This window comes from Thermolongibacillus altinsuensis, assembly GCF_004341205.1.
Lineage (GTDB): Bacteria > Bacillota > Bacilli > Bacillales > Anoxybacillaceae > Thermolongibacillus > Thermolongibacillus altinsuensis.
Genome location: NZ_SLUL01000005.1, coordinates 58,997 through 71,080, shown reverse-complemented (window position 1 = coordinate 71,080; position 12,084 = coordinate 58,997). Strand labels below are relative to the sequence as shown.

Genomic DNA, 12,084 nt, shown 5'->3' with positions numbered 1-12,084 from the left:
CTCCTCATTCTGTTCGATTAAATCAATGATCGTTAAGTTTTCCTTTCCGATATCTCTGATCGTATATTAGGTATCAAGATTTTTACTCATTGTATATATGCCATAGGCGGCAAGATTTTTCGTGCTGCCCGGCATGCTTCTAGCATGCCGATCCCGAACGTAAAACGCATGGCAGACAAATTTATTTGTCTGATGGCGTTTTCGTTCGGGGAAGTGACAGAAAAGCTTGTTCATGTCGGAAAATTAAGATGTTCATCATATCGTATGCATGCAACGCCTACAAATCTACGAAATAAGTCCCATCATAACATGGTACAACCGTTCTGCTGCATCTGGGATTCCTAGTTTTAATGACGCTTCTTTCATCTTCGTTAACGTTTGCTCATTTAACAAAATCTCATCAATATCATAAAGCAATCGTTTGCCGCTCAGCTCGCTTTCCAACCGAACGATCGCCGCCCCTTTCGCGCTTAAAGCACGAGCATTTTTTTCCTGATGATTATTTGTGACATAAGGACTTGGGATTAAAATACTTGGGATGCCAAGCGCTGTAATTTCCGCTAATGTCGTTGCCCCCGCTCGAGCGACGATTAAATCGATTCCGGCAAGCACTTCCGGCATGTTGTGAATAAATGGCTTAATCACAACATTCGATGGATTGCCTACATCGTTGACCGCCCTTATTACTTTATCATAATGAACTTCACCTGTAACGTATAAAAATTGATACGGCTTTGTTCCTGCTTCTTTTAACACCTCTAAAAATGCATCATTGATCGGACGAGCCCCACGGCTCCCTCCGACAATTAAGACTGTTTTTTTCTGTTCGTTTAAGCCAAGCTCTTTTTTCGCTTTCGTTCCATCTTTCCCAATCACTTCGGATGCGCGCGGATTCCCAGTCAAAACAACTTTTTCAGCTGGGAAATATGCCTTTGCTTCTTCAAAACAAACGGCTATTTTTTGCACATAACGGCTTAAAAATTTATTCGTTAAGCCAGGGATGCTGTTTTGTTCATGAATGACGGTTGGAATTCCTAATTGCGAAGCTGCAAATACAACAGGACCACATACATACCCGCCTGTGCCAAGCACAATATCTGGTTGATACGCTTTTAAAATTTGTTTACATTCCTGTACACCTTTTAAGAAACGGATGATCGTTTTTACATTTTCAAACGAAATTTTCCGTTTAAAGCCGCTAATTTCAATCGCTCGAAATGGGATTCCTGCTTGACGAACAATGTTGCTCTCTAGTCCTCTTTCTGTGCCGATATATAAAAAGTCAACGTCGTTTTGTCGCTTTTTTACTTCGTTTATAAAAGCGAGAGCTGGATAAATATGCCCACCTGTGCCCCCGCCGCTCACAACGATCTTCATCACATTCCCCCCTATGAAAAAGTAACATAAGAAGCTGACTTAAAAAGTCGTGATCGAACGACTATTTTAAGTCAGCCTCTTTTAATATCGTGCATAGCGACTAATATTCAACAAGACGCCGATCGCCATTAACATCAGCGTAAGTGAGGAACCGCCATAACTTAAAAACGGAAGAGTAATCCCCGTCACAGGCATTAATCCTGTCACAACCCCTATATTAATCATGACTTGAATCGCAATCATGGCAATGATGCCAACGGCTAAAAAACTTCCATATAAGTCTGGTGCCCCCAAGGCGATGCGAACACCTCGCCAAAGGAGAAGGCTAAATAAGAGCAAAACGAGCGAACCGCCGATAAAACCAAGCTCCTCAGCTAAAATAGCAAAAATAAAATCGGTTTGCGGCTCAGGTAAGTAAAAAAACTTTTGACGGCTTTGCCCTAAACCGAGTCCAAACAATCCCCCTGGACCGATGGCATAAAGCGATTGGATCATTTGAAACCCGCTTCCTAGCGGATCTTCCCAAGGGTTTAAAAATGACGTAATCCGCTTTATGCGATAAGGAGCCGAAAGAACAAGTCCGACAAATCCAGCAATGCCAACAAAAGCAAGCCCAACAAAATGGCTGATGCGCGCTCCCGCTACAAAAATCATAACGATACACGTTCCAACCATCACTGTCCCTGTTCCTAGATCGGGCTGTAACATAATCATCGCAAAGGCAACGAAAACGAGCGTTAATGACGGAAGAAGCCCTTTCTTAAACGATGGGATTTTTTTTTGATTTTCCGATAAAAATTTAGCCAAAAAAGAAATCATTGCCATTTTCATAAATTCCGAAGGCTGAATGGAGAACGCTCCGATGCCAATCCAGCTTCGCGAACCGTTGCGTACAACGCCAACGCCCGGAATTAACACAAGGACAAGCAATATGAAACAGATGATTAAAAGAACTTTTGCCCACGTTCTCCACGTCCAATAATCGATATTCATGAAAAAAAACATCGCAATAATGCCAACGGCAGCAAACAACAATTGCCGTTTAGCGAAGAAAAATGAATCGTGAAACTTATAGTCCGCCCAAACAGCGCTAGCGCTATACACCATGACAAGCCCAATCGCCAAAAGTGAAAAAGTAATAATGATCAACAAAAAATCAGGTGCAGACCTTTTTCCATGCAATGCGGAACACCTCGATCTCTTTTAAAATTCACTCTACTTTAACTTATGCACCGCATTCACAAACATGTCCCCTCGCTGCTCAAATGTTTTATACTGATCCCAACTTGCGCAGGCAGGAGATAAAAGAATGATATCCCCGCGTTCAGAAAGTTCATAAGCAACAAACGCGGCTTGTTCCACATTATCGACACGTTTGATTGTTTCTATTCCCGCTTCTCTTGCCACTCTCTCTAATTTTGAAGCTGTCTGACCAAATGTAATCATCGCTTTTACATGCTTTAAATACGGAATAAGTTCATCAAATTCATTCCCGCGATCTAATCCTCCAGCAAGCAAAATAACGCGTTCGTTTTCAAACGCGGACAGCGCTTTTTGAGTGGCCAAAATGTTTGTTGCCTTTGAATCGTTATAAAATTTGCGTCCATTGATATCAGCGACAAACTGTAAACGATGCGCTACACCTGTAAAAGTCGTTAATACATGTTGAATCGCATCATTGTCTGCACCTGCTAGTTTCGCAGCTGAAATAGCTGCCAAAATATTTTCTAAATTATGCTTGCCGCGTAAAGCAATTTGGGAGATGTCAATCACTTTTTCATTGTTAAAATAAATGGCTTCATCTTTGATATAAGCGCCTTTGTTCAGCTGCTTGGTTGTTGAAAAGAACACTTTCGTTGCATGCCCATCCTCTGCAAGCTTCATAACAAGCTCATCATCGGCATTTACAATCGCATAATCGCTTTCGGTCTGGTTTTTAAAAATATTCCCTTTCGCTGCCGCATACGCTTCTTTTGTGCCATGATAATCTAAATGAGCATCAAAAATGTTTAACAAAACAGCAATATGCGGACGAAATTCGATCGTACCCATTAATTGGAACGAAGAAAGTTCCATGACCATCACTTGGTCGTCTCGTGTATTTTTAGCTACTTCACAAGCAACTGTACCGATATTGCCAGCAATTAAAGGACGACGTTTAGCCGCTTGCAACATTTCATAAATTAACGTCGTTGTCGTTGTTTTTCCGTTCGAACCTGTAATGCCGATAATCGGCGCTTTCGACAAATGATAAGCGATTTCCACTTCTGTAATAATTGGAATTTGTTTTTGTAATGCTTTCTGTACCATTGGATTTGAATAAGGAATCCCAGGGTTTTTGACCATTATATCAAATGGCTCATCAAGCAATTCCAATGGATGGGAACCACAAACAAGACGAATGCCGAGCGCTTCTAACACTCGAGCTTCTTCATTCTCACTGAGAGGCTTTTGATCGTTGACTGTTACATTCGCCCCTAATTCATGCAATAATTTGGCTGCGGCAAAGCCGCTTTTCGCTAAACCAAGAACGAGTACATTTTTCTGCTTATACATCATCAAATCCACACCTCAATATAAATTCCGAGAATCGCAAACAATAAACCAACAGCCCAAAAGGTCACAACGACGCGCCATTCCGACCAACCGATCAACTCATAATGGTGATGTAACGGACTCATGCGGAAGACGCGTTTTCCTGTCGTTTTAAAAGAAATGACTTGAATAATAACCGATAACGTTTCAATAACGAATACTCCGCCAATGATCGCAAGAAGAATTTCTAATTTTGTCAAAATAGCAACCGTCGCGATCGCTCCTCCTAGCGCTAGAGAGCCCGTATCTCCCATAAACACCTTTGCTGGATGGGCGTTGAAGACGAGAAAGCCCAGCACTGCACCAACAACTGCAACGCTAAAAATAGCGACATCATATTGCCCTTGATTCCAAGAGAGCACTGCATATGCGCCAAAAGCAATAGCCGCTGTGCCCGCTAACAGTCCATCTAATCCATCGGTCAAGTTGACAGCATTCGAGCCGCCGACAAGCATGAAAATGATGAGCAGCACGTAAGCCATTCCAAGATCAATGGAATAGTCGGTACCTGGAATGTAAACTTCTGTTGAAAATCCATTTTTCTGAAAGGAAAAATAAAAAACAAATGCAATCACCAGTTGCCCAACCAGTTTTTGTTTGCTTGTTAATCCAAGGTTTCGCTTCATCACCACTTTAATAAAATCATCTAAAAACCCAAGCAAACCGTAACCAATTGTTACAAATAACAATAAATAGGTTTGTACCGTCAATTGGAAAAACATATTGGTTATAACAACCGTTGTGATGATGATCGACAACAAAATCATAATGCCGCCCATTGTCGGCGTTCCAGATTTTTTTTGATGTGACTTTGGTCCTTCTTCACGAATGCTTTGCCCGAATTTTAATCTTCTTAAAAACGGAATGAATAGCGGTGACAATAAAACCGTAATCAAAAAGGCAAGCCCTATCGTGAAAACAATCACTTGCTCATTCATGATCGTTCCCACCTTCCCATATCTTTCTCCATCCTTTGCATCCATCTATTTTCTTCGTCGAATAGCTTCGCGCGCAACGAGACGATCATCAAAATGAAGCACTTGATCACCAATAATTTGATACGTTTCATGCCCTTTTCCAGCAATTAAAACGACATCGCCTTCTTGCGCATGGTCAATCGCATACGTAATGGCCTCTTTTCGATCGACAATCGAAAGAACATTTTTTCCGCTTACTCCTGCTTCCATCTCTTTCAAAATTGCCAATGGATCTTCAGAGCGAGGATTGTCGGAAGTAAAAATCGGGACATCCCCATATTGCGCAGCAATTTGCCCCATGAGCGGTCGTTTTGTTCGATCGCGGTCTCCTCCGCATCCGACAACGACAAACACTCTTCTCTCGGCAAATTGACGAATCGTCTTTAAAACATTTTCCAGACTATCCGGCGTATGAGCATAGTCAACGATCACTGTAAAATTTTGTCCTTCATCCACTACTTCAAATCGGCCAGGCACGCCTTCGATTTGCTCAATCGTTTCAACGATCGTCGTCAATGGAATACGTGATACGAGACATGCAGCTACAGCGGCTAAAATATTATAAACGCTGAACTTTCCGATCAATTTCGTACGAACGCGCACCGTATCGATTGGAGTGACTAAATCAAATGTTGTTCCGCTTGTTGTCATTTGAATGTTTTTTGCCATGATGTCGCTCTTTTGGTCAATTCCGTATGTAATGATCGTGGCAGCTGTGCTTTTTTTATACTCGCTTGAAGCAGGATCATCCTCATTGAGCACCGCAAATTTTGGACGTTCATGATTAAAACGATTGCCTAATTGAGCAAACAATAAACCTTTGGACCAACGGTAATGATCCATCGTTTGATGATAGTCTAAATGATCTTGCGTTAAATTTGTAAAAACGGCGACATCAAAATCGCAGCCATGCACTCTTCCCATATGAAGCGCATGGGAAGAAACTTCCATCACTGCCACATCCACTTGCTCATCAACCATTTTTTTAAACGTTTTTTGTAAAATAAGCGACTCAGGTGTTGTATTCTTTACATCATACGTTTCATCGCCAATTTTAATGTTAATTGTGCCAATTAACCCCGTTTTTTTATGAGCGTTGCGGAAAATTCGCTCGATGATATGAGTGGTCGTCGTTTTTCCATTCGTTCCAGTTACTCCAATCAAATGAAGGCGATGAGTCGGCTGGCCATAAAATGCATCTGCCAAAACGGCCATCGCTCGTCTACTATCCTTCACTTGAATGACCGGAACAGGTAAATCAAGCGGTTTTTCAGCGATGACGGCAACAGCACCATGATCAACCGCTTGCTTCGCAAAATCGTGACCGTCCACTGTAAAACCTTGAATACAAACAAATAGCGACCCTTTTTTCACTTCTCTTGAATCCATCTCAATCGATGTAATGGTAGGATTTTCGCCGACGTATGCGGTGAAGTCATGCAAATAAGATAATAACGTTTGTAGTTTCATCGCCCATCATTCCTCTCTCGCTCTTTCAGTTTACCTTATGACAGAAAAAGAAGCCATGAGGAAAATTCCTCTAGGCTTACCTTTTTGTCCCTAAGTAAATGCGAATCGTAGCCCCTTCTTTCACCTTTACTCCTGGCTCTGGCGCCTGCTCAATGACAACATCACCTTCGCCACTAACATCTAATTTTAAGTTAAAAAGCTGTTGTTGCAAGTCTTTTTTTGTTAAACCAATCAAATTTGGTATTTTAACAAGACGCGGATCTAACCACGTTGTTTCTTTTTCCATTTGCTCTTTTCGCGGTTTGACACCTAACGCACGCAAGCTATCTTCCATAATATTTCCAACAATCGGAGCTGCAACGACTCCTCCAAATTGCACGGTTCCTTTTGGATTATCAACGGCAACGTATACGACTAGTTGGGGAGCATCGGCAGGAGCAAAGCCGATAAATGACACAATATGGTTGTTTTTTAAGTATTGACCGTCCTTTGCTTTTTGTGCCGTTCCCGTTTTCCCACCAACGCGATAGCCATCTACAAATGCTCCTTTTCCTGTTCCTTGAGCAACCACGCTTTCTAACGCATAGCGAATTTGTTTGGACGTTTCCTCGGAAATAACGCGGCGTTTCACTTGCGGAGTTTGGCGACGAACCACTTCACCGGTAACAGGGTCAAGCCATTCTTTTGCAATATATGGGGTGTACAAAAACCCACCATTAACCGCAGCCGCTACAGCTGCCACTTGTTGAATAGGCGTTACCGCCACCCCTTGGCCAAACGCTGTCGTTGCTTGCTCTACCGGTCCAACGCGGTGGAGCGGAAACAAAATTCCTTTTCCTTCTCCTTGTAAATCGATCCCTGTTTTTTCACCAAACCCGAAGGCTTTTATATATTCAAAAAGCTTCTCTTTTCCTAACCGCTCACCAAGTTCAACAAATCCGGGGTTGCAAGAATTTTGAACAACTTCAAGAAATGATTGACTCCCATGTCCTCCGCGTTTCCAACAATGCAATGTTGCCCCTGCAACATGGACATGGCCCGAATCATAAAAATGATCTCTTAATAAATCGACTTTTTTCTCTTCTAACGCTGCTGCTAACGTAATAATTTTAAAAGTGGAACCTGGTTCATACGTGCTCCAAATGGGGAGATTGCGATTAAAAACTTCTGGAGGGACGTTTTGAAAATCGGCTGGATCGAACGTTGGGCGGCTGGCCATCCCTAAAATCTCACCATTGTTTGGATTCATCGCAATAGCAATCATTCCATCTGGACGATACGTTGTCTCAGCAATATCTAATTCTCGCTCAAGAATGGTTTGCACGCGCGTATCAATTGTTAATTTTAAATTTAATCCATCCACTGGTGAAGTATAAGCATCTGCCATGTCTGGCATTCTTTTTCCTTTTGCGTCGGAATAAAACTGGACAGATCCTTTTTGTCCGCTTAATTCTTTATCATAATAAAGCTCTAATCCCATTAATCCTTGATTGTCAATTCCCGCAAATCCGAGCACATGAGATAAATAGCTTCCAAATGGATAATAACGCTTTGAATCTTCCGCAATATAAACGCCTTTTAGGCCGAGAGCGCGAATTTCTTTCGCTTTTTCGTGAGAAATTTTCCTTCCTTCAGGATGGATGCGTTCAATCGATGTTTTTTTTGTAAGATGTTTGTATACTTTTTCAACCGGCATATTTAATATGTTTGCCAATTTTTCTGCTGTTTCTGCTGGATTTTCAATTTGTCTTGGCACGACAAGGACAGACGGAGCGCTTACATTCGTCGCAAGCGGCACACCGTTTCGATCCAAAATTTCGCCGCGTTCCGGTTCAAACGGAATGTTGCGGCTCCATAAATCTTTTGCTCGTTCCGTCAACATCTCGCCTAACGCGAACTGAACATATCCTAAACGTACATCAATAATGGCAAAAATAAAAAAGCCAATCAATAGCACCAACGTTAATCGTTTCCGAACGGTAACATACGAAACGCGCATATAGTGGAACCTCCTTCGCAAATAGGCTCGTTCCACTATATGCTTGTACCGTTCATTATAGAACATGATCATCAATCCATTGGTCCTTGCTCTTCTTGTTCCGGTTGCTTGTTTTCTTGCAACCGTTTTTGCAGCTGATCGGGCTCTGCTAATTCAACAATGATGTAATCATTTTCTTTCACAGAAGTGCCCGGGCGAATATTTTGTGAAAACACATAGCCGCTACCCATGAAACTTGGTTTTAAATGCAATAAATCCGCCAGCTTCATCACATCACGCAACGACCATCCCGTCATGTCAGGCATGATTGCCTCTCCATCTGTTTGCAACAAAACACGATCAGAAATCGCCAATTCTTCCCCTGCTTCTGGCATTTGCGCCCGAATTTCTTTTCCGGTGCCAATGACGGTCACCGAAAAACCTTTTTCTTTCAAAGCCTTTACTGCCTGCTCGGTTGATTGTCCCACATATGATTCAAGCACAATTCCTTTTTTCGCTTGTACCTTCTGCTTTGGTTGATCTAAAGTTGGTTGAATGTTTAAATATTGTAAACTATTTTTCATGACACTATTAAAAATCATTGAAACAGGAACCGCACCCGTTTCTGTATAAGAAATTTTCGGTTGTTTTACAGCTACATACATTAAAAGACGAGGGTTTTCACGCGGAGCCATCCCTAAAAAGGAAAAAATATAGTTTTGATGCCCTGTTAAATATCCGCCGTCTGGATCAGGAATTTGAGCCGTTCCTGTCTTTCCAGCGACACGATATCCTTCGATTTGATATGGGCGCCCTGTTCCTTTTTCGGATGTAACCACGGTTTCAAGAATGTCCAACACTTTTTCCGCTGTCTCTTTCGTAATTGGCGTCCCAACAACTTCCGGTTTATTTTTAACGATAATTTTTCCTGTTTCTGAATCAACAATTCGATCCACGACATATGGCTTCATCATTTTACCGCCATTTGCAATCGCTGTCGCCGCTTGAATTTGTTGAATTGGAGTAACGGATGTACCTTGGCCAAATCCGGTCGTCACTTTCTCCACTGGATAACGGTATAAAATATTTCCGATTCGTTCCCCCGGCAAATCAATTCCAGTTGGCTGATTAAAATGGAAACGATGCAAATATTGCAAAAAACGATCCTCTCCTAATTTTTCGCGCACTAATATTGCAAACGCAACATTGGAAGAACGTTGGACTCCTTCGTTAAACGAAATCATTCCCCAACCGACTTTATTATGGTCGCGAATACGATGCGCTCCAACGGCATAAGATCCTGATTGATATAATTCATTGCCGTTATATACTCCTTCATTAATCGCTGCCGCTAATGTAAAAATTTTCATCGTGGATCCAGGTTCATACGGATAGGCAATCGCGTCGTTTAAATAGTTCGTAATATTGCGCTTATTTGGATCGAAACTAGGACGAGTGCTCATCGCTAAAATCTCGCCTGTTTTCGGATTCGCTACAATCGCAATGATTTTTTCAGGCTGATATTTTTTTTCAACCTCATTCATTGCATCTTCAAGAAACGTTTGAATTTTTTGATCAATCGTTAAGTAAACATCATCTCCGTTTTTCGGCGAAACAATTTTTTCATCCGTGTGATGAGGCAGACGCCACCCTTTTGGGTCACCTTTAAACGTGACATATCCGTCTTCCTCTTTCAAATAGCGATCCAAACTTTGTTCAATTCCCATCATCCCTTTTTCTCTTCCATCGGAAGAATCACTTTTTTGAACATAGCCAATCACATAAGAGGCAAATGTTCCGTTCGGGTAAAAACGTTTGGAATCGCGCATAAACGTAATTCCCGGCAGATGAAGAGCTTCAATTTTTTGTTTTAACGCTTGGCTAATTCCTCTTCCATTTGGACCAAATTCAACTTGTTTTGCGTCTTTCTTTAAAATGCGCTCAACCTCGTCTACCTCCATGTTTAATAACGGAGCTAACTTCTTTGCTGTCATTTCTGGATCAACAACATGTTTCGGATCGTTCGGATCCGTTGTCATTTCCTTATCCAAAACAGCTACAACCGTGTAAGAAGGAATATCTTCAGCAATGACTTCTCCGCGTCGGTCAAAAATCGTTCCTCGCTTTGCTTCAATCGTTCTTTTTTTCGTGTAACGTTCTTCTGCTTTGATTGCTAACACTTGTCCGTCAGCTACTCCTGTCACTTGCAGTTGAACAAAACGGAGAAACAATACAAAAAAGAGCAAGCCGAAAAAAGCAAATAAAACAGCTGCTCCAATGTGTGTATGCTTATGCTTTTTCATGTCTGCATCAATCCTGTACAACTTTTACATTATTTTCGTTTAATGTTAAGCCAAGTTCTTTCGCTTTCGCTAAAATTCGTTCATATGTACTTAGTTCTTGTACTTGAACTTGCAAATCGCGATTATGCTTCTCCTGTTCTTGAATTTTCACTTCTAGTTGTTGAACTTCTTTATTTATTTCATAAATCGTAAATTGATTCGAAACAATCGTAATGCTGCTATACAATGCAAACAAGATAAATGAGAAAAAGAGCAGTTTTTCCCCGAGCGTCAAACGAATTTTGCGCTTTTTCTTTGGCGTTACTTTCGGCTTTTGTTGCTGCTTATGCTTATGTTGAATTTGAACAGCGGCGTTATTCAAGCGTTTTTCCTCCTTTTTATAGCTTTTCGGCAATCCGCAACTTCGCTGAACGAGCACGATGATTGCGTTCTAATTCTTCTTCAGACGGAACAATTGGCTTTTTTGTAATGATTTTTAATTTTGGTTTGTACTGTTCCGGTATGATCGGCAATCCAGGCGGAAGCTCTGGCCCTTCGCTTGCTTTTTTAAATGCCAATTTACAAATGCGATCTTCTAAAGAATGAAACGTAATGACGCTAATTCTCCCTCCTGGTTTCAACAAATCAATGGCTTGATGAATCGCTTCTTCAAATACTTTTAATTCATCATTGACCGCAATTCGAATCGCTTGAAACACTCGTTTCGCTGGATGTCCTCCGCTGCGGCGCGCCGGCGCTGGAATGGCTTCCTTAATCAAATCGGCCAACTCTGTTGTCGTTCGAATCTCTCTTTCTTTTCGAACGGATTCAATTTTCCGCGCGATTGCTTTTGAAAATTTCTCTTCTCCATACTGAAAGAAAATTTTTACCAACTCTTCGTATGGCCATTTATTTACAATTTCAAATGCTGTCAACGTCTGTTCGCGGTCCATTCGCATATCTAACGGCGCATCATGCTGATAGCTAAATCCGCGTTCAGGCGTATCCAACTGCGGAGACGAAACACCTAAATCAAACAAAATTCCATCAACTTGATGAACGCCATGTTCAGCCAATTTTTCTGTTAAATGGCGAAAATTGCTTTTAATAATCGTTACGCGATCACCGTATTGAGCAAGTTTCTCTTTTGCATGCTCGATTGCCATTTCATCTTGATCGAACGCAAATAAACGTCCTTCACTTGATAATTTTGATAATAAATATTCGCTATGTCCAGCTCCTCCGAGCGTACAATCAACGTATACTCCATCTGGCTTCACATTCAAACCATCGACCGTTTCTTTTAATAGGACTGTAACATGTTGAAACAACGGTCTCACCTACCTTCTCTTCAATGAAATTGTTCAATGTATAACATGTTTTTCTATTATACATGAAAAAAGAA

The 12,084-nt window shown here is 41.4% G+C and carries 9 protein-coding genes; all 9 read right to left on the bottom strand.

Annotated features, from left to right (window positions below):
• Window positions 1–285: 285 nt before the first annotated feature.
• The 9 genes from murG to rsmH all read right to left on the bottom strand — a co-directional run bounded on the left by murG (window position 286) and on the right by rsmH (window position 12,010).
• Window positions 286–1,377, bottom strand: coding sequence for an undecaprenyldiphospho-muramoylpentapeptide beta-N-acetylglucosaminyltransferase (murG, locus tag EDD69_RS05985; RefSeq protein WP_132948051.1), 1,092 nt, complete (start codon window positions 1,375–1,377; stop codon window positions 286–288).
• 81 nt (window positions 1,378–1,458) lie between these two features.
• On the bottom strand, window positions 1,459–2,559 hold the full coding sequence (gene spoVE / locus EDD69_RS05980; RefSeq protein WP_132948050.1) for a stage V sporulation protein E: 1,101 nt from the start codon (window positions 2,557–2,559) through the stop codon (window positions 1,459–1,461).
• Window positions 2,560–2,592: 33 nt separating this feature from the next.
• Entirely contained in the window at window positions 2,593–3,936 is a 1,344-nt protein-coding gene (murD, locus tag EDD69_RS05975; protein ID WP_285517529.1) for a UDP-N-acetylmuramoyl-L-alanine--D-glutamate ligase, read from the bottom strand.
• Window positions 3,936–4,910 (bottom strand): phospho-N-acetylmuramoyl-pentapeptide-transferase, encoded by a 975-nt coding sequence (mraY, locus tag EDD69_RS05970; protein ID WP_132948049.1) that lies wholly within the window; start codon window positions 4,908–4,910, stop codon window positions 3,936–3,938. Before mraY ends, murD begins: the two co-directional genes overlap by 1 nt.
• Before the next feature lie 45 nt (window positions 4,911–4,955).
• The gene (locus EDD69_RS05965; protein ID WP_132948048.1) at window positions 4,956–6,419 is read right to left on the bottom strand and encodes a UDP-N-acetylmuramoyl-L-alanyl-D-glutamate--2,6-diaminopimelate ligase; all 1,464 of its coding nucleotides are present in this window, start codon (window positions 6,417–6,419) and stop codon (window positions 4,956–4,958) included.
• Window positions 6,420–6,495: 76 nt separating this feature from the next.
• Window positions 6,496–8,418 (bottom strand): stage V sporulation protein D, encoded by a 1,923-nt coding sequence (locus EDD69_RS05960; RefSeq protein WP_132948047.1) that lies wholly within the window; start codon window positions 8,416–8,418, stop codon window positions 6,496–6,498.
• Window positions 8,419–8,489: 71 nt separating this feature from the next.
• Window positions 8,490–10,700, bottom strand: coding sequence for a penicillin-binding protein (locus EDD69_RS05955; RefSeq protein ID WP_132948046.1), 2,211 nt, complete (start codon window positions 10,698–10,700; stop codon window positions 8,490–8,492).
• A 7-nt stretch (window positions 10,701–10,707) separates the two neighbouring features.
• Entirely contained in the window at window positions 10,708–11,061 is a 354-nt protein-coding gene (ftsL, locus tag EDD69_RS05950; RefSeq protein WP_132948045.1) for a cell division protein FtsL, read from the bottom strand.
• Between the two features lie 16 nt (window positions 11,062–11,077).
• Window positions 11,078–12,010: a 16S rRNA (cytosine(1402)-N(4))-methyltransferase RsmH gene (rsmH, locus tag EDD69_RS05945; protein ID WP_132948204.1), complete on the bottom strand. Its 933-nt coding sequence runs from the start codon at window positions 12,008–12,010 to the stop codon at window positions 11,078–11,080.
• Window positions 12,011–12,084: the final 74 nt, after the last annotated feature.

Bases quoted from the DNA above. Each gene is read 5' to 3' on its own strand.
- mraY (WP_132948049.1), bottom strand. From the start codon at position 4,910: ATGAATGAGCAAGTGATTGTTTTCACGATAGGGCTTGCCTTTTTGATT.
- EDD69_RS05960 (WP_132948047.1), bottom strand. From the start codon at position 8,418: ATGCGCGTTTCGTATGTTACCGTTCGGAAACGATTAACGTTGGTGCTA.
- EDD69_RS05955 (WP_132948046.1), bottom strand. From the start codon at position 10,700: ATGAAAAAGCATAAGCATACACACATTGGAGCAGCTGTTTTATTTGCT.
- EDD69_RS05965 (WP_132948048.1), bottom strand. From the start codon at position 6,419: ATGAAACTACAAACGTTATTATCTTATTTGCATGACTTCACCGCATAC.
- murD (WP_285517529.1), bottom strand. From the start codon at position 3,936: ATGATGTATAAGCAGAAAAATGTACTCGTTCTTGGTTTAGCGAAAAGC.
- murG (WP_132948051.1), bottom strand. From the start codon at position 1,377: ATGAAGATCGTTGTGAGCGGCGGGGGCACAGGTGGGCATATTTATCCA.